At 62.6% G+C, this 18495-nt stretch carries 17 protein-coding genes and 1 pseudogene; 11 read left to right on the top strand and 7 right to left on the bottom strand.

Annotated features, from left to right (window positions below; translation table 11 throughout):
* From AC52Q4_RS10865 to AC52Q4_RS10835, 7 genes are all read left to right on the top strand, one after another.
* Positions 1 to 400: ribonucleotide reductase barrel domain-containing protein (locus tag AC52Q4_RS10865; protein ID WP_495536814.1), on the top strand; the 400-nt coding region annotated here is incomplete at its 5' end.
* A 74-nt stretch (positions 401 to 474) separates the two neighbouring features.
* Positions 475 to 1179 (top strand): TSCPD domain-containing protein, encoded by a 705-nt coding sequence (locus tag AC52Q4_RS10860; RefSeq protein ID WP_495536813.1) that lies wholly within the window; start codon positions 475 to 477, stop codon positions 1177 to 1179.
* A gap of 627 nt (positions 1180 to 1806) precedes the next feature.
* Positions 1807 to 2142 carry a hypothetical protein gene (locus tag AC52Q4_RS10855; protein ID WP_495536812.1) on the top strand — a complete coding sequence of 112 codons (336 nt, stop codon included), beginning with the start codon at positions 1807 to 1809 and terminating at the stop codon, positions 2140 to 2142.
* Positions 2139 to 2906 carry a hypothetical protein gene (locus tag AC52Q4_RS10850; RefSeq protein ID WP_495536811.1) on the top strand — a complete coding sequence of 256 codons (768 nt, stop codon included), beginning with the start codon at positions 2139 to 2141 and terminating at the stop codon, positions 2904 to 2906. Before AC52Q4_RS10855 ends, AC52Q4_RS10850 begins: the two co-directional genes overlap by 4 nt.
* 677 nt (positions 2907 to 3583) lie before the next feature.
* On the top strand, positions 3584 to 4549 hold the full coding sequence (locus tag AC52Q4_RS10845) for a zinc-binding metallopeptidase family protein (RefSeq protein ID WP_495536810.1): 966 nt from the start codon (positions 3584 to 3586) through the stop codon (positions 4547 to 4549).
* 120 nt (positions 4550 to 4669) lie between these two features.
* A complete protein-coding gene (locus AC52Q4_RS10840; RefSeq protein WP_495536815.1) occupies positions 4670 to 4855 on the top strand; it encodes a DUF2283 domain-containing protein in 186 nt (61 codons plus the stop codon).
* 437 nt (positions 4856 to 5292) lie between these two features.
* Entirely contained in the window at positions 5293 to 5679 is a 387-nt protein-coding gene (locus AC52Q4_RS10835; RefSeq protein ID WP_495536809.1) for an EF-hand domain-containing protein, read from the top strand.
* 58 nt (positions 5680 to 5737) lie between these two features.
* Here the strand turns inward: AC52Q4_RS10835 and AC52Q4_RS10830 are convergent.
* The 5 genes and pseudogenes from AC52Q4_RS10830 to AC52Q4_RS10810 form a co-directional block, all read right to left on the bottom strand.
* Positions 5738 to 5869, bottom strand: a pseudogene (locus AC52Q4_RS10830) (IS256 family transposase); the annotation flags it as partial.
* A 665-nt stretch (positions 5870 to 6534) separates the two neighbouring features.
* A complete protein-coding gene (locus AC52Q4_RS10825) occupies positions 6535 to 7821 on the bottom strand; it encodes a DEAD/DEAH box helicase (protein WP_495536808.1) in 1287 nt (428 codons plus the stop codon).
* Positions 7822 to 8342: 521 nt separating this feature from the next.
* Positions 8343 to 9938, bottom strand: coding sequence for an FMN-binding glutamate synthase family protein (locus tag AC52Q4_RS10820; protein ID WP_495536807.1), 1596 nt, complete (start codon positions 9936 to 9938; stop codon positions 8343 to 8345).
* A gap of 247 nt (positions 9939 to 10185) precedes the next feature.
* Positions 10186 to 12558 (bottom strand): endopeptidase La, encoded by a 2373-nt coding sequence (gene lon, locus AC52Q4_RS10815; RefSeq protein WP_495536806.1) that lies wholly within the window; start codon positions 12556 to 12558, stop codon positions 10186 to 10188.
* A 22-nt stretch (positions 12559 to 12580) separates the two neighbouring features.
* A complete protein-coding gene (locus AC52Q4_RS10810) occupies positions 12581 to 12988 on the bottom strand; it encodes an Hsp20/alpha crystallin family protein (protein WP_495536805.1) in 408 nt (135 codons plus the stop codon).
* A 328-nt stretch (positions 12989 to 13316) separates the two neighbouring features.
* Between AC52Q4_RS10810 and AC52Q4_RS10805 the strand changes: the two genes are divergently transcribed.
* A complete protein-coding gene (locus AC52Q4_RS10805; protein WP_495536804.1) occupies positions 13317 to 13604 on the top strand; it encodes a GYD domain-containing protein in 288 nt (95 codons plus the stop codon).
* 56 nt (positions 13605 to 13660) lie between these two features.
* Here AC52Q4_RS10805 and AC52Q4_RS10800 read toward each other — a convergent pair whose 3' ends face one another.
* A complete protein-coding gene (locus tag AC52Q4_RS10800; RefSeq protein ID WP_495536803.1) occupies positions 13661 to 14305 on the bottom strand; it encodes a phosphoribosyltransferase in 645 nt (214 codons plus the stop codon).
* A gap of 284 nt (positions 14306 to 14589) precedes the next feature.
* Between AC52Q4_RS10800 and AC52Q4_RS10795 the strand changes: the two genes are divergently transcribed.
* The gene (locus AC52Q4_RS10795) at positions 14590 to 14952 is read left to right on the top strand and encodes a SpoIIAA family protein (protein ID WP_495536802.1); all 363 of its coding nucleotides are present in this window, start codon (positions 14590 to 14592) and stop codon (positions 14950 to 14952) included.
* A 54-nt stretch (positions 14953 to 15006) separates the two neighbouring features.
* Here the strand turns inward: AC52Q4_RS10795 and AC52Q4_RS10790 are convergent, their stop codons facing one another.
* Positions 15007 to 16488 carry a phospholipase D-like domain-containing protein gene (locus tag AC52Q4_RS10790; RefSeq protein WP_495536801.1) on the bottom strand — a complete coding sequence of 494 codons (1482 nt, stop codon included), beginning with the start codon at positions 16486 to 16488 and terminating at the stop codon, positions 15007 to 15009.
* A gap of 373 nt (positions 16489 to 16861) precedes the next feature.
* Here AC52Q4_RS10790 and AC52Q4_RS10785 point away from each other — a divergent pair, with 373 nt between their 5' ends.
* A complete protein-coding gene (locus AC52Q4_RS10785; protein ID WP_495536800.1) occupies positions 16862 to 17698 on the top strand; it encodes an HDOD domain-containing protein in 837 nt (278 codons plus the stop codon).
* A 96-nt stretch (positions 17699 to 17794) separates the two neighbouring features.
* A complete protein-coding gene (locus AC52Q4_RS10780; RefSeq protein ID WP_495536799.1) occupies positions 17795 to 18193 on the top strand; it encodes an acyl-CoA thioesterase in 399 nt (132 codons plus the stop codon).
* The last annotated feature ends 302 nt before the right edge of the window (positions 18194 to 18495 follow it).

Raw genomic sequence — 18495 nt, 5'->3', positions numbered from 1 at the left:
GCAGACGCGCAACCTGCCCGACTACTTCATTACCGCGGACGACATCACCCCGCAGCAGCACGTGGACATTCAGGCCGCGGCGCAGAAGTGGATCGACTCCAGCATCTCCAAGACCGCCAACGTCCCCACGGATTATGCCTACGAGGACTTCAAGGATATCTACCGCTACGCCTATCAGCAGGGTCTCAAGGGCTGCACGACGTTCCGCTTCAACCCGGAGGCCTTCCAGGGCGTTCTGGTCAAGGAGCAGGATCTGGCGAACACCACCTACCGCTTCCGGCTCGAGGACGGGCGGGTGATCGAGGCCCAGGGCGGCGATGAGATCGAATACGACGGCGAGATCCACACCGCCGCCAATCTCTACGACGCGCTCAAGGAAGGCTACTACGGCAAATGGTGAACGCGGCGCTTCCGTGGCCGCGTCCAGAGGCGTGAGCCGCAACCGCAATCGACAGCGAGACGGGTATTGCGACGATGGCGATCAAAATCGAGAGCAAGATCATCGACTATGAAGTCGCCAAGGCCGAGGCCGAGCGCACCAAAGGGGTCGGTGCGGACTTCGAGCAGATGCACGAGAAGATCCAGCGCCCGGAAGCGCTGGAGGGGCGGACCTACAAGATCAAAACGCCGCTCTCCGAGCACGCGCTCTACGTCACGATCAACGACGTGGTGCTGAACCCGGGGACGACGCACGAGCTGCGCCGGCCCTTCGAGATATTCATCAACTCCAAGAACATGGACCACTTCCAGTGGATCGTGGCGCTCACGCGGATCATTTCCGCCGTGTTCCGCAAGGGCGGCGACTGCACCTTTTTGGCCGAGGAGCTGCGCTCGGTGTTCGACCCGCGCGGCGGCTACTTCAAGCGCGGCGGGCGGTTCATGCCCTCGCTGGTCGCCGAGATCGGCGATGTCATCGAGCAGCATCTGAAGAGTATCGGGTTGCTCGATGAAAACACCCTGGATGCCCATCAGCAGGCCTTTGTTCAAGCCAAGCGGGCGGAGTTCGACTCCCGCCAGGCGCCGGTGAGCCACGTCGCCGCCGACTGCGAGGACAGCACCAACGGCGCCAGCCCGTACCCCGAGAGCGCCGTCCTCTGCCCCCGCTGCCATACGAAGGCCATGGTCCAGATGGAGGGGTGTTTGATTTGTCTTAGTTGTGGGGAGAGTAAGTGTAGTTGAAGGGCCTATTGTGCTAAGCCGTCTGGCGTTGTGCACTTGAGGTATCCGTTAACCTTTCGTGCAACCGCAGGTGTCCTCTTGAGCGAGACGGTAATTGTATGCGCGCTCGCGGAACCCAAGACTGCGCGGGAAGTTCAAGCCGGGATTGAATGTAGCTACGGTCCGGCAGTAGCCTCGCTGAAAAAGCAGAGGATTTTAGATATGCGGACGATCTTCGCAGTTTTGCTGATGGGGCTGCTTAGTGGGGTGGTGGCGCAGGCGGGTGATCGACCTGAGTTTTATCCATCCTCATCTTGGTCGGAGATTTTCGCATTGAGGAACGAAGTTCTACATGCCCCGCAACTTAAGATAACCCAATGGCGGCGAATTAAGCAGTGGGATACTGGGTGGTACGTCGCCAAAGGGTCTTGGGTAGAATACTTCCAATTTTCTAATGAACGAACAGAGTGCCCGATATACGCCATCGTGGAACCCCCACGCACGATACGACTGGCAATGACCCCAGGCGCGTGGAACTGCCCCATGCCCTCTCCATTCAGTCGTTATAGTAGTGAAGACCCCTACATTATGAGCAAAGCAAGGTGGTGGCTGGAAGTGGCGTCGCAGCGTCGCCAATAGCAGAACAAAGTGGTTGGTTGGGCCCGCTCGCCAAAAAAAGGCTACTCCGGTAAGCTCGCTTTCTTGGCCGCCGCCAGCCTGATCATGCTGGTGTACCACTTAGTTTGCCTAACCGGCGTGCCTTCCGGATGTTTCCACGTGGGTCGCGTAATTTGGGACAGACCATTGTTTTTAGATAGCCTGTTGACCGATTCAATCAAAAAGAGTGATACACGCCACGGATTACCGTTGCCGGGGGTGCCGTTATTTCAGCGCGATAAAACGCGCACCGGGCGTGTTTCTTTGCTACAGGGTAAAGCCATGGTCTGTCCCGTATTTCTCTATGCTGTTTCTCCTGCGCAATGAACAGCTTCGCGGCGTCTATTGCAAAGTTCGTCCTTGAGCGTACGGCGGCTTGTGCCTGCCCGTCAACAGTTCGCCGCTCGGGGAAGGATGGGCAGCGCGTGAACTGCTTCATTACCAAGGTCGACGTAGGCGAAGATCTTCCCATGATCGTCCTCACAATTGATGGTGGTGAACTGCACGGCCTTGGCTGGGGTGGTGAGAAGTATTCAAAACAGCGGCGCATTTCGCTACGCGATGTGAGTTTCGGCGACTTCGAGATAACACACTTCTATGGTCTTGCGGAGGTCCATTATTCTGGCCTAATGGGCATCCTGATAGGGCGACTTACAGCTTGGCCATACATCAAAATACACATTTGGCGCCGGCTTAACCGGATCGATCAGTTCTTTTTCAATAAAAAGAAACTTGTTACAAAGAAGCGTATGGATCTCCTTCGACTTTTAATCGAAAGGCATCTGGATGGGGAGTCTGAATTTCGTCCCATAAGCTTAATGACGGACCTATATTCAGTTCGATGGGTTAAACATCCGGACGCCGATAAAGCGCAGCAGCAACTGGAATTTTATCTTGATTCGATGGTAGAAACTGGAGAATTAGCTAGACCGAATGGCAATTATCAAGTCACGGGAAAGGCTCTGAAGGCTTTCGAGGAGTACGAGGATCAGGAGCAGAGGCATACGGAAAATGTGAAAATGCAGCGCCTACTGCTTTTGCTTACAGGAATTATCGCAGCACTCACAGCTGTTCAAGCCGATCTGCTGTGATTACCATCACTGCTCGATTTCGCGCATTGGAATAATAGGGGACAGACCACGATTTTCCGGATAGGCAGCCAGAGTGTTGCGGCTTCGCTTCATTGGTCAGTCGGAGTAAACAGTGGGGACGATTTTCTTGGTAGGTGTTCGATCCCTGACGATTGCATAGATTCGTCACGTTATGCATTGCTGGTTGGCCGTAAGCTTCTCCGTGAGCTGGTTGACGGTGTCAGGGAGGCGAAGCGCAGATGAACATCCGGCTGCACAAGAACGCCACGACCACGCCGGCACGCCGGGCGGCGATTCAGGCCTCGGGCAAGCCGGTGCGGGAGCTTTTCCGCTACCAACTTGACCGGAGACGGTCGATGCGATTCGCGCCGCGACGAACGGCAACTTCGCCCTGGGCGGTTCACCGTTTCAGGCACAGATAGCGGCCGCGCTGGGGCGGCGGGTGATACGGGGCAAGTCAGGGCAGCCGCGGAACCGGAGTCGCCGGTTTTGTTGGGTGGGAGTAACAGACTAAAACCGTGGTCTGTCCCCTGTTTACCTCGCCTGTTTACTCTATTTAGGAGTCGTGGCTCAGTTTTGGCCCGGCATACTCCCTGTCGCTGTGTTTTTCCGGCTACTTGTGGATAAGTGGGCCCGTCCCGCATTATGGCAGCTGACGTCCTTTTTGGAGCCCCCCATTGCGTGTTTTCGCCAACCCGGTTGGTGCCGGTTCTCTCTGGTTCGACAACCTCGCCACGGCCGACGGAACGCCTGTCGCCTATGATCCCCAGGCGCGGGCTTTCCTGCCGATGCCGCCGTTCTGTGCCAACCGGGACAGAATCGGGTGTAACTGGATAGCGCCGGAAGAGGGAGCATTCTGCCGATCCTGTGCGATGACGGCATTGGCGCCTGATCCTTCGATTCCCAACGCTATCCCGAACTGGGCGCAGACCGAAGCCGCCAAGCGGTGGGTACTGGATAATCTGGGTCGCTGGCACTGGTTTCGACCGGAGGATCCGGGGGCGCCGCCCGTCTTTCATTTGCTTGCGGAAGGGCCGACGCCCGTGCCGATGGGGCACGCTGAAGGGGTGGTTACCATCAGTGTGGCGGAGGTGGACCCGATCCTGGTCACTACCCGCCGTGAGGCCCTGGAAGAGCCTTATCGCACCATGATTGGGCACATGCGCCACGAGATTGCTCACATGCTCTGGTGGCGGCTGAGCCTTCGCGAGGATTTTCTCAATGCATTCCGCGCCATGTTCGGTGACGAGCGGATTGATTATCCGGCGGCGCTTCGCTACCACTACGAGAACGGCCCGCCGGCGGAGTGGAAACAGTATTACCTGACCAGTTACGCCTCCGCACACCCCCATGAGGATTGGGCGGAAACGGCGGCGCACCTGCTGCACCTGGCAGACATCGCCGACAGCTTCGTGGCCACTGGTCTGTCATCGCCGCATATACCAGGCGCCGGTTGGGATCCTTACGCGGAGCCTGATACCGAACGGCTGATCCACATTGCGGCCGCGCTCACCGTGGGTGTCAACCACGTCAATCGCTCCATGGGGTTATCGGATCTCTATCCGTTCGTGCTGTCGGACCACGCCCGTCATAAACTGGCATTTGTGCATAACTGGTTGCGACGGGGTGCCCAGGGGCTTTGAACGCAGCAACCGGGATCGGCCCCGAAGAATAATAGGGGACACCCATCGGTGTCAGTGGACACCGCGCTTTTCTCCGTTTGCCCTCGGTTACGCCGTCTCGCACGGGTGGATTTTTCCTGTTTGGCTACGGATCCCCGATCCGCACCGGTCACCCATCTGGTTCAAGGCATCGCTGAGAGTAAGGATCTGGACGAAAACACCGTTTTGGATATGGATGCCGAAGGCAACGTTTGCGCCATTACGATTGAGCACGCGAGCACGCGCACCGATGTGAGTGGGCTGACGGTAGAGGGAATTGCGGCATAACCGGTTGTCCAACTCACGCTCGCCGAAGCTATCGAATCTGGAGCACTCGCGCTGCCCGCGGATGAGCGGATGCGTCTCGCGTTCCACCTCTTGGAAGGCATCGAGTCTTGGCCGACATCCGGACCGCAAGCGAGTATTCGATCGACGCCAGCAACCGGCGGTGGTTTAAGCCGTGCGCCCGGTGAGACGGGGCCAAGAGCTCCGCCGTTTTTTGAAAAAGCGTGTGGCGGGAAGGATATAAGCGTCAATAGCGTTGTCTAACTAATGTCGTTGAATGACATCGGATCAAAAACGTGTTTACCGAATGGCTCGGAGGATAACCCGAATTCGATACGCTGGGTTATTGCAGTATGGACTTTGTCAGATCATTGATCTTGAGAGTCAGGGGTGGCTCGCTATTCGGTAGCACAATACTTGCCTGCGAACAGGAGGCAGTGATGAAGGCAAAATGGATGACATCTCTGATGATTGCGGCATTTTCCGCGGCGCTGGCCATAGGTACCGGGGTAAGTGCTGGCGAAATGGGTAGCGGCATGAAGGGCCACGAGAATTCGGGCGGTACGGCCGGAGATGGTGGCGCCAGCACGATGAACTTCACGGAGCTGGATCAGGACGGTGACGGGCGTATCAGCCAGGCGGAAGCGGCTGCCCACCCCGGTCTGGCTGATCAGTTTCAACGTCTTGACAGCGATGGCGACGGTCAGCTTGAAAAAGGCGAATTCGCTCAGTTTGAGAAGATGGAACATGGTGGACGCACGCAGTCGGAGCAGGAGATGAAGCGCAAGGAGCCGCCGGACGAGCATAAAGGCATGGAGCACTGGTAAAATCGCGTCTGCCTTTGTTAAGGGGGACGCCTCAATAGGCGTTCCTCTTAACTCTGTACTGCGCGCGCATTAGGCACGGCGGCAGCAACGCGCAGTGAAACCGCACCCCGCGCCGCCACGACGACCCCCGGACCTTGGGTATCTGCACGGCCACATCACCGACTCCAGTCTGTACTGTGCGCTCAGGCAAACGATCAATAGGGTCGGAATCAATAGGGTCGGACTCGATTGGTTTTGAGGTTGTGCCGATCGTTATCCGATTTGCGGTCATCCGCGCGGGGCTTCGGCGCAGCCCATTGCAGTGTTTGGCCCTCAATCCTGCGCTTGACTCGCTCGTCGCAAACGCTGTTACCTCAGTCAGGTAAGACTGCGGCGGTAGAATGCTTCGTCCTATTGTACGACGGGTGGTGACAGAACAAGACCAGGCTTTCACCTGCATTGAAAAATAAACCTGCCGTGATGGTTGCATAAAGAGTAAGCAAAGCAAATCGAATGTTCCCATAATGACGGATACTCGCTAACGTCTGTGAGTACTCCTCAGGTCCCAATGCTTACTCCAACTATTCCAAGGGGCTGGACTCGATTGATTTTGGCGTGGTGCCGACTTGCGGACAACTCCCGGCGCCCTCCACGTGACCTGACACCGTGATTGGTTCTCGATACGGTGTTTGAATCGTTCATCGGCCAATAAAACAGGTTTTATCGGCGTATTTCAATCAGGGCCTGATGCGCAAGATGAGTGCTGAACAGGTTCCGGTAGGGCACTTGGCGTGCTTCGCTCGTCTTGCACAGCCATACGCAGGCGGCCTGTGGCGGGCGTCTGCCGTCCTGGGAACGGCAAACGCCCGTGCGTCGTCAGTTCGTGGCGGTCCTCGCAGGGCGACGGTTGCCGCGCGGCCGGGTGTTGTGGCCGGGTCCACCGCCATTGTTGGTGTACGCGCTTTGGTGCGGCTTGCGGTGCGGTCGGTGGGTATGGGGGCGGGCCGGATCCGAGCTCGGGCCGTCACCGGCGGCAACCGGCTCGAAGCCCTCGATCACGGTGCAGGGCAGGCGGCGGCCGAGCAACCGCTCGATGTTGGAGAGGTGCTTGCGCTCATCGGCGCTCACGAGGGACACCGCTTGCCCCTTGGTGCCGGCCCGCCCGGTACGCCCGATGCGGTGGACGTAGTCCTCGGCGATATTCGATAGCTCGTAGTTGACCACGTGCGGCAGCGCCTCGATGTCGAGACCGCGCGCGGCAATGTCGGTGGCCACCAGCACGCGCACCCGCCCGCGTTTGAAATCCTGCAGCGCCTTGGTGCGGGCGCTTTGGCTCTTGCTGCTGTGGATGGCGGTGGCGTTGAGGCCATCGCGGTCAAGCTGCGTGGCGAGGCGGTTGGCGCCGTGCTTGGTGCGCGTGAATACCAGGACCTGAGACCATTTCCCGTTGCCGATGAGGTGCGCCAGCAGCGCGCGCTTGCGGCTCTGGGCGACGGGGTGGACTTTGTGCGTGATGAGCTCGGCGACGCTGTTGCGGGGAGCGGTGTCGACCGACGCCGGATCGTTCAGGATCTGGTCGGCGAGCTTGCGGATCTCTGCGGAGAAGGTTGCCGAGAAAAGCAGGTTTTGCCGCTTTTGCGGCAACGCGGCCATGACTTTGCGGATATCGCGAATGAAGCCCATGTCCAACATTCGGTCGGCCTCGTCGAGCACGAAAATCTCGACGCGGGAGAGATCGACGGTCCGTTGCTGCAGATGGTCGAGGAGCCGCCCCGGCGTGGCGACCACGACATCGACGCCGCCGCGCAAGGCGCTAATCTGGGGGTTGATGCCGACGCCGCCGAAGACGGCGGTGGAGCGCAGCGGCAGGTGCCGGCCGTAGCTGCGCACGCTCTCGCGCACCTGCGCGGCAAGCTCACGGGTGGGTGTGAGCACCAGCGCGCGCGGTGCCCGGTGGCGGGCCGGCGCCGCGCCCAGCCGCTGCAGTATCGGCAGCGTGAAGGCGGCGGTCTTGCCGGTGCCGGTCTGGGCCGCGGCGAGCAAATCGCGCCCGGCGATGACCAGCGGAATGGCTTGCGCCTGAATGGGCGTGGGCGCGGTGTAGCCCTCAGTGCGCAGCGCACGCAGAATATCGGCCGAGAGGCCAAAACAGTCGAACGTCATAGTTTTATCATTCCAGCGAACGGCCGCATCCGAATGGAGCCGCTCAATTGCAGCGAGAGGGTCGTCGAGGAGAGAACCGAGAGCGGAAACGCCGCGACGGCGGGCGGGATGAACGGACCGGGGCCCGGTTCCCTGTCTCTGCCCGTGATCCGTTGGGACACACGCGGCGTGCGTGCGCGAGCAGAAGTGGGCAGAGTATGAACGGCTCCGGCGCCCAGGACAAGCGCTCGTCTTTCGGAGCGAGACCTGCTTCACGAAAAGCGGCTCTGGGGGTGGCCATTGCCGGAGTCACCAACATCGCCAGCAACGCCAAGGCGAGGCGAGCGTTGGGTTGGGAGCCGCGGCCCCTTGCCGAGGGGCTCACCGAGACCTTGCACTACGAGATGCAGTCGCTGGGATACGCTCGCACACCGGAAAGCTGCCCGAAGGCAGCCGGCGGACATGGTGAACGCGCCACTGGTGAGAAGGCGCCATTCACGCTTTTGCGTAATAAAGTGGTAACTGTACCATCCTGCAACCCCTCACACTGCCGGTGCAAAGCTCTCGGCGCGCGCCATTTCCCAATAGCGGCGATAGGTTGAATGATCATCGCCGTCGAGCAGTGCGCCCGGCTGCAGGAAGTCGTAGAACTCCGCGGCGGTGCGGATCTCATCCGAGGAGATCCGCAGGCAAAGGTGGTGCGGCTTGAGCTCGGCCGGATGAGCTACGCCGGCGGCCGCAGTGACCACCCCGAGCGATTGTACGGTGTGATGATGAAAACGGTGCACGTGGCGCGCCTTGTCTTCGACCACCAAAGAGCGCTGACGCAGCGGTTCCATCGTGGTGACGCCGGTCGGGCAGCGCCCGGTGTGACAACTCTGCGACTGTATGCAGCCGAGCGCGAGCATGAAACCGCGCGCCGAATTGCACCAGTCCGCGCCGAGCACGAGGTTGGCGGCGAGTTTGAATCCCGTGACGGCCTTACCGCTCGCGCCGATGCGGATGTGATCGCGCAGCCCGCTGCCGACGAGCGCATTGTGGGCGAACAGCAGCCCTTCGCGCAGCGGCGTGCCGACGTAATCGGACAGTTCCAGCGGCGCCGCGCCGGTGCCGCCCTCGGCGCCGTCGATGACGATGAAGTCCGGCAGAATGCCGCTCTGGAGCATTGCCTTGCAGATCGCGAGAAACTCCCAGCGATGACCGATGCAGAGCTTGAAGCCGGTCGGTTTGCCGCCGGAGAGCTCGCGCAGCCGGGCGACGAACTCCAGCAGACCGATCGGTGTCGAGAATGCTGAATGCGCCGCCGGCGATAAGCAGTCCCTGCCTGCAGGCACTTTGCGCGTTGCCGCGATCTCTGCCGTGACCTTCGCGCCCGGCAAGAGTCCGCCGTGGCCCGGCTTCGCGCCTTGGGAGAGCTTGATCTCGACCATCTTTACCTGATCGCTGCGAGCCTGGTCGCGGAACATCTCGGCATTGAATGTGCCGTCTTCGTTGCGGCAGCCGAAGTAACCGCTGCCGATCTCCCAGATGAGGTCGCCCCCGTATTTCCGATGATAAGGGCTCAGACCGCCCTCGCCGCTATCGTGCGCGAAGCCCCCGAGCTTTGCGCCCTTGTTCAGCGCCATGATCGCGTGCGGGCCAAGCGCCCCGAAGCTCATCGCCGAGATATTGAACAAGGAGGCCGAATACGGTTTGCCGCATTCGCGGCCGCCGATGACGATGCGCGGCATGTTCTCGGGATCGGGATTTTCTTTCGCCGCGATAGAGTGATCGATCCATTCGTATTCGACGTGATACACATCGAGTTCGGTGCCGAACGGTTTGACGTCGGCGATGCCGCGGGCGCGTTGGTAGATCATGTTGCGCTCGTCATGGCTGAACGGCCTGCCATCCGTGTCGCTTTCGACAAAGTACTGGCGGATTTGCGGACGAATGGCCTCCGCCATGAAGCGGATGTGCGCGAGGATCGGGTAGTTGCGTACGACGTTGTGCTTGCGCTGGATAAGATCGTAAAACCCGATGAGCGTCAGCGGTAACGGGACCGCCAATCCCCAAAGCCACGGCCGAGTGAGGAATAGGCCGAGCGCGCCGAAGGCGAGGGTTAGAAACACCATGAGGGCGAGGGTAACAAAACGCATGGAAACCTCTTAAGCGGTCGACGCAGCCTACGCGTGGTGCGCCGCCGTTCCGTAAGACGCGTATTCCGCTTGGGGAAAAGGCGGTTGGCCGCCCTTGTGCTTACGCGCCGCCGGTGGTTGCTTTTGAGCGAGCGCGGCGGTTCGACGGCGTGCACGCTCATCCCGCCCGTCGGCTGTCAGTTGCGCGGGTGCACGCTGCGGCGCTCGGCCCAAGGTCGCAGCGCGGCTCGGACCAATCGGAGGAGGTTCAAGCCGGTCCCGTCGCGTCCTCATCGAACGCCGCCGCCATCGCGTCGTCCACATCCTCGAGCCAGATGAACTGGAGCTGCTCCCGCGCCGCCTCGGGGATCTCCTCGAAGTCCTTACGGTTGCCCTTGGGAAGCAGCACCGTGGTGATGCCGGCCCGCGCGGCGGCGACGGTCTTCTCCTTGATGCCGCCAACGGGCAGGACCAGACCGCGCAGGCTGATTTCGCCGGTCATGGCCATGTCATTTCTCACCTTGCGTCCGGTCAGCACGGAGACGAGCGACATGAACATGGCGATGCCGGCACTCGGGCCGTCCTTGGGGATGGCTCCGGCGGGGACGTGGATGTGGATGTCGTTTTTCTCGAATATATCGGCGTCGAGGTCCAGGGCCTGCATGCGGCCCTTCACCAGGCTGAGTGCTGCCTGCGCGCTCTCTTTCATCACGTCGCCGAGCTGACCGGTGAGCACCAGCTGGCCGCGGCCCGGAATGCGGCTCGTCTCGATAAAGAGGATGTCGCCGCCCACCGGCGTCCAGGCGAGGCCGGTCGCCACGCCGGGCACGCTCACGCGCATGGCCACATCCATCTCGAACTTGGCGGGACCCAAGATCGGCGGCAGGTCATCGGCGTCGATGTGAACCGCTTCGGTCGATCCTTCCGCGATGCGCATGGCGACGTGGCGGAAGACGGAGCCGATCTCCCGCTCGAGATTGCGGCAGCCGGACTCGCGCGTGTAATCGCGCACGATGCGGTGCAGTGCTGTCTCGGTCAGGCTGCATTGCTCGGCGCGCAGTCCGTTGGCTTCGAGCTGGCGCTGCACCAGGTAGCCCCGGGCGATCGCGACTTTCTCGTCCTCGGTGTAGCCCGGTAGCTCGATCACCTCCATGCGGTCGAGCAGGGCCGGAGGAATCGTGTCGGTCCGATTGGCGGTGCCGATGAACATCACATGCGAGAGATCGAAGGGCACGGCGAGGTAACTGTCGCGGAAGTGCGAGTTCTGCTCGGGATCCAGCACCTCCAGCAAGGCGGCCGAGGGATCGCCGTGAAAGCCGACGCCGAGCTTGTCGAGCTCATCGAGCATGAACACCGGGTTGCGTGTGCCCGCCTTGCTGATGGTCTGAATGATGTTGCCGGGCAGCGCGCCGACGTAGGTGCGGCGATGGCCGCGGATGTCGGTTTCATCGTGCACGCCGCCCAAGGCCACGCGGGTGAAGCGCCGGCCGCTGGCGCGGGCAATGCTCTGGCCGAGCGAGGTCTTGCCGACGCCCGGCGGGCCGGCCAGGCAGAGTATGGGGCTGCGGCCCTCCGGGTTGAGCTTGCGCACGGCGAGCTGTTCCAGGATCCGTCGCTTGACCCGCTCGAGGCCGTAGTGATCGGCGTTGAGGATCTCGCGCGCGGCGGCGATGTCGATCGCCTCCTCGCTCAAGGTGTTCCAGGGCAGCGCGATGAGCCAGTCGAGATAGGTGCGGATCATCGAGTATTCGGCCGCCGCCTCGGGCATCCGCTCCAGTCGGCCGAGCTCGCGCCGCGCCTGCTCGTCGACCTCGGCGGGCATCCGCGCTTGCTCGATCGCCGCTCGCAACTCCTTGAGCTCGGCCGTGCGCGGGGTATCCTCGCCGAGCTCGCGCTGTATGGTCTTGAGCTGCTCGCGCAGCAGATATTCGCGCTGGCGTTTGTCCACGGTTTCCTTGGTCTGCTGCTCGATCTCATGGGTGAGACGCAGCACGGCGAGCCGATGTGCGAGCAGATCGGCCACCTTGGTGACACGGTCCTCGACCTCGTAAGTCTCCAGGATCTCCTGCTTCTCCGCCGGTTTCAGGTCCATGAAGTTGGCGATCATGTCGGCAAGCGCTCCAGCGGAGGCGATATTGCGCAATGCGCTGCCGACTTCCTCGGGAACCTGGGGCATCAGCTCGAGGGCCTCGTCCGCCTCGCGGCGCAGATGCTCGAGCCGCGCTTCCAGCCCCGGCGTCATGTGTTCGTCTTCGGTAAGGCGCTCCACGCGGGCGACGAGCGAAGGGTAGCCTTCCAGGAATTCGATGACCTTGAAGCGCCGGTTGCCGTGGCAGATGATGTGGTGCGATCCGTCCGGAGCCGTGACGTAACGCAGGATGCCGGCCTCGACGCCGACCCGGTAGAGGTCTTCGCCGGTGGGAGTCTCCGTCGCCGCATCGCGTTGCTGGAGAATGCCGATAGGTCGTTCGGATTTCACGGCTTCCTGGGCCGTGGCGATGGATTGGCGCCGACCGATGGTAAGCGGGATCACAACCCCCGGGAACAGCGCCGTGCTGCGCACCGGCACGATGAGCAATGCATCCTCGGGAAGTTCCTGTATCTCCCCGGCCGAGACCGTCGGTTCATTTTCGGTCGCCATGGCTGCCTCACCTCCATGTGTTTCAGAAGAGTTTGAGCAGGCTGATCATCAGGCAGCCGTCCACCATTTCCCGCGTTGCCAGCTCGTAGCGCCCGGCGGGCAGCGCGAGGCGGCGCTCAAAGCGCCCATGAGGAATTTCCATGCGGTGTACCGCCGCCTGGCGGAACGCCCCGGGCAGGCGCCGCTCGCCGGCGAGAACCAGCGTGGCGCCCTCGATTCGCAGCTCGACGCAGGCCGGAGAGACGCCGGGCAAGGCGGCCATGATCCAAATCTCCCGGTCCGTTTCGAACACGTCCAACGGGGGGTGCCACGTCGGCGTCAGATCGGTTTCCTCCCCGACCTGAAAGAACTGCTGCTGGAGCCGTTCGGCGCGCTCGAGCATTTCGCACGCCCGTGCCCACATCCAATCGCTCGGGTTACGCGATGACATCGGATCTCCTCGGGGGTTGCAATTTATGGGGGATGCTCGAAGTGTAGCTCGATCCGATCGCCATGGAATCCCGGCGGGATCAAAGCCACGCGCGAGACGCAACGCTCGGCCGCGCGGCTGCTCGCACGTCGATTGCTCGGTCGAGCGCGCGAGCGGGCTGATAATGGAGCCGTTGCTGACTACCGTCTTAAGCAGGCGGTCGTCGGCCTGCCACCATCGGAGTGGCCCGGCCAAGCCGCCGCGGGTGGCCGCCGGTCACCGAGCCGTGGCGGTTGGCCGGCCTCCCGCCATCGCGCAAGCGCTTTTTGTTCGGTCAGGGGGTTTAGATATGGCGACTTTCGTGATTCTCAGCCGACTTTCCCCGGATGCGTTCGCGGAGCCAGCGGAGCTGCGGGCAATTGCCGAGACGGTCTCCACGAAGATCAAGGAGCAGTGCCCCGGAGTGCGCTGGAAGGACAGCTACGCCACGCTCGGGCGCTACGATGTGATCGACGTGGTGGAGGCCGACGACCCAAAGGAGGTGGAGAAGGCGGCGATGCTGATACGCGCCTACGGCCATGCACGCACGGAGACCTCCAGCGCCACGCCCTGGAAGGAGTTTCTGAGCGCCTTGTAAGCTGCTTTGGGCCGGCTGGTCCGGCGCTCGCGGCGGGGCGAGCAAAGCCGGTTTCGCTAGCCGTCGTTGCCGCCGCGCTGGGAGGCGAGGCGCAGGAGCTCGATCACCTCCTCGTCGCTGACTTGCCGAAAGTCCGAGAAATGCTGGCCGACGGCGTAAAAGGCGGCAGGGGTCGCCAGACAGTAAACGGCGTCGGCTTCGGCCTCGATGCGGCGCAATGCATCCGGCGGGGCCACCCCGAGCGCGGCAATGAGCCGCTGGGGCGCGCGGCGGCGAAGTGTCTGCAACGCCGCGACCATGGTGGCCCCGGTGGCGCTGCCGTCGTCAACGACGATGACGACTCGTCCGGACGGGTCGATGGGCGGGCGTACCGGTGTATAGGCTTGCCGGCGGGCTTTCAAGGTGCGCAGCTGGGCGTCGACCTCGTGCGCGATGTAGTCTTCGCTGCAGATGCTTTGGCCATGCGGGGAGAGTTCCACGGTACCGTCCTCGCTCACCGCGCCGACGGCATATTCCGGATTGCCGGGGGCGCCGAGCTTGCGTACCAGCACGACGTCCAGCTCACCGTCGAGCGTCTCGGCGATGTGCTTTGCCATGGGCACCGCGCCGCGAGGAATGGCGAGCACCAGCGGGTGCTCGCCCTTGAGATGCCGCAGCCGCTCTGCGAGCTGCTCGGCGGCGTCCGATCGATCTTTGAACATTGGCGCCTGCCCCCTGCGGGCCGTCGTTACCCGCGAGATGAGACCCTTGGCCTGAGCGCTTATTGCTCCCGGCAATAGTAACCAGAGGTTTGCGGGCGGTCGAGACACTGCCGCGGTTGGCGAGGGCGCGGCGCACCGCGCCGGCGGACGTCCGGCAATCGATTCGCAGCGTCGGGCTTTGCTGACTTCTGCGCCGTTGTTGGCCTAGACTTTACGTGGGCTCGGCTCGCGGTGGCTGTGCCAGGCGGGCAACACGATGGCGTAGGGAGGCGAACGACCAAACGATGATCGAGCCGCTCGAGACGGGGTCACCGAGGATTGTCGGCTACAGGCTCAGCGGCCGGCTTGGAGATGAGGAATACCGTGCTCTGATGCCGGCCCTGGAGGAGCGGCTGGCGGCTCAGGGCACGCTTCGCGTCCTCGTGCTATGCGAGGATTTCGACGGCATGGACATGCGTGCCTTCTGGCAGGACATCCGGTTTGCGACCAAGCACTACACGGGCTTCGAGCGCATTGCCGTGGTCGGTGACGGGCTTTGGGAGACGTGGCTCGCCCGGCTTTCCAAACCCTTCACCCGGGCGGCCGTGAAGCATTACAAGGCCTCGCAGGAGGCGCAAGCCTGGGCCTGGTTGCGCGCCGACATGTAGCGGGGTCTCGCGGCCGCGGTCCGCCTCGAGCCGTGAGGAGCAGTCGGCGTGCCATCAACGCGAAGCGCCCGAACCGTTTGGAGGCCGGCGGCGCTCGCGGATGTTCAATTGCCGTTGCCGATACGCCAATTGGCAGCCTCTGTAGAGAAGCGCAAGGCCGCCCCAGATGCCGAATACGACGATCGGGTAGGCCAGCGCCTGCGGGAATACCGCGAACAGGGTCGAGAGCACGCAGAGTATCAGGCCGGCCACGGTGGTGAGCCGCGCTTCGATCGGCCCCAGCGCGCGGCGGTCCGTGAAGGCCGCGCCAACCGCATGTCCGATGCGTACCGCGCCGGCCGCCATCCGGCGGGCGCTGCCGGTGCCGCCGCGCGCGCTGACTCGCGGGTTGCGCGTACCAACGAGAGCGTGCGGACGGCGCCTGCGATCGAGGAGGATTTCCGTCGAATCGGCGAGGTCCTCCAGGTACATCCGCTCCATCTCGCCAGCAAACCCGTCGTCTTCTATGACGGCATCCAGCTCGCAGTTTCCCCACCAGCTCACGATGTTGAGGTTGGTCGAGCCAACGCGGGCCCAATGGCCGTCGGCCACGGCGGTCTTGGCGTGCAGCATCGTTCCGTTCCATTCAAAGACGCGCACTCCGGCCTCCAGGAGCGGCCGATAGCCCGCGCGCGAAAGGGGTTTGAGCAGCGGGATATCGGTCGCGTTCGGCAGCAGCAGACGGACATCGACACCGTCGATCGCGGCCGCACGCAGTGCTTCGACATACGAGGTGGTGGCCGCGTAGTAGGCATCGGTCAGCCACAGCCGCTTGCGTGCGAGCGCGGCGACGAGCTGATCCAGGCGAAACATGCCGGCGGTGGCCGGCTCGGTTGCCACGATACGCAGACTCATATCCCCGGCCGGTGCCGGTGCGCGGATAACGTGCGTCTCGGGCAGGGGCTCGCCCGTCCAAGCCCACATGCGGGCGAATGCCCGCTCGGCCTCCGCGACGGCGCAGCCGCGGATCTCCACGCCGGTATCGCGCCAGGGTGCGATATTTCGGGCGGGATCGCCGCGCCACTTGAGGCCCACGCAAAGGCCGGTGACAAAAGCCACTTCGCCGTCGACCGCCAACAGCTTCCTGTGATCGCGCGAGAGCCAGCCGAGCGGACTGTGAAGCTGCGGCGGATTGTAGCAGCGAATCTGGACGCCGGCCGAGCGCAGCGCATTCCAGAACCGCCGCGAGGCGATCCGAAAACCGCCTACCCAATCGTAGACGAGCCTCACGACGACGCCCTGGCGCGCTTTTTCTATCAGGGCATCGGCAAACTCCCAGCCGACCGCGTCTTCGTAGAGGATGTAACTTTCGAAGTGGACGTGGTGTCTCGCGGCGCGGATGGCATTCAACCACGCCGGATAATTCTCCCGCGCGTCCTTGAGCAACCGCACATGGTTGCCTCCGATCAACGGTGCGCCGGCCGCGCGCGAGAAAGCCTGATCGGCAACCTCGCGCAGTGGTGTCAGAGCGGCACGCTCGGCACGCTCCAGCCGCATGGGGCCCCTCATTGCGTGCCTCTCATTCACGGGCAAGCGTGTTTCGCGAAGCCTTTACGGGCAAAGTGATCGAAACCCTGGCGATTAGACCTCACTCTATTGAGACCGATTGACCGCTGTTTCGCTCTCCCGGATTCGTCGTCACTATGTTTCAGCAAAAAGTGAACCAATGCAGCGCTTGGGCCGTCTCCTCATGCAATATTCCTTCACTATAGAGGTTTGCGTGACAGTTTTTCGAGCGGCGGTGCTTTCAAGATCGTAGATCTTGCGGGCGAGTAGCGCCAACTCGATCGCACGGCGCGCGCCGTTTCTCAGGCGTAGCGCTCGCGACATCCCTGGGGGATTTGTCATTCAAAGCGGGGAGGGTGCATCGGTGAATAAACACGTTGTCGGCGCGAGTGCGGACTGGTCAACCGCACTACTCTCTGCGGTTGCCCACGGCGAAATTGCGCTGCCGGGACTTCCGGAGGCGGCGCTGCGCGTTCGCGAGGCCATTGCCGCGGATAGCGCAACGGCCAGCGTCCTGGCGCGGCTGATCGCTGACGACGCCGTGCTTACCGCGCGGATCATGAAGGTGGCCAACGCCGCTGCGTTGCGCCGCGCCACGCCCGTGACTCGGCTCGACCGGGCGATTGCGGCGCTCGGATTCAGCCTCACGAGCTCGCTGGTAACGGGGCTATGCTTGCTGCGCGGAATGGAGCGGCATAGCGGGCCGGTGGGCGAGCGGTTGCGCGCCCATCACGAGCACACCATTGAAGTGGCCGCGATCGCACATTATCTTGCCCGCTCAACGCCTGAGATAGATGAACAGGAGGCGATGCTGGCGGGACTGATCCACGATATCGGAGCGCTACCGGTATACGCTTTCGCGGCGCGGCAACCGGCGTTGGCGCGGGACACCACGGCCTTGGATGCGCTGGTTGCGCAACACCACCCGGCCCTGGGCGCGCGCATTCTCGTGGATTGGCATTTCCCGGAACGGTTCGTCGCCGTGGCCGCGGAACACGAGAACCTCCATCGCCGCCACGCTGGGCCAACCGATCTGGTGGATGTGGTTATCGCGGCGAACCTGCAGGCTCGTCAAGGCGCGCAACAAGTCGCGGTAGGGTTGCCGGCGCAGGAGCGATTCAACCTGATCGCCGAGCCGCTGGCCGAAAGGGAAGGAGCCCGCGCATCGATTGACGAACTGCACCGAAATCTCGCTATTTGATGCGTTTCGTGGTATCGACGTTGGTTCGCTTGGCAAGCGCGTCCGCGCATCATAGCGGGTCGTAAAGCGCTGACGTTGCCGCAAGGAGCTATTCCGGTGCCCCGAGACGATCCCAAAACGCGACCTCCCGCCGCCGAACCCGAAATCCGCACCATCGCCATGCCCAAGGATACCAACCCCTCCGGGGATATCTTCGGCGGCTGGCTCATGGCGCAGATGGATCTGGCCGGCTCCATCGTTGCCGCCCGTCGCGCGCGCGGGCGCATCGCCACCGCCGCCGTGGACGGCATGAGCTTTCTCAAACCGGTATTCGTGGGCGATGAAGTCAGCCTATACGCGAGATTGCTGAAAACGGGGCGCACCTCCATTACCGTCGCCGTGGAAGCCTGGCGGCGGGAGCGTTTCTGCGAGGAGCGGATACAGGTGACCGAGGCCACCTTCGTCTACGTCGCCATCGACGAGCAGAGGCAGCCCACGCCGGTACCCCCGATTTAGGATTAGGGACGCGCCTGCCGTTCAGTATCGGGTACGCAGGCCGGGTCGGCTGATCCCGCAGCGTTCGCTAGGCGGGCGCCGCCGCGGTGCGCGGCGGGGCGTAACTCGACCAGCGTAAGCCACCGCCAATGGCGGGGTGACTAACCGAGGCTCTGCCGTTCCGTCGTGCGGTGTGGTAGATGACCTCCTTCCCAGCGAGAGAAGCGGGAGGAGGTCATCAAGCGAGACTGGTCGAGCCAGTCCCACGTGAGATGGTACTGCAAATCCCACGTAGTGTTTGTGCCGAAGTATCGGAGAAAGGC

The sequence above is a fragment of the Nitrococcus sp. genome (genome assembly GCF_059432795.1).
Note: the sequence above shows the minus strand (reverse complement) of the source record. Positions and strands in the feature narration are given on the sequence as shown.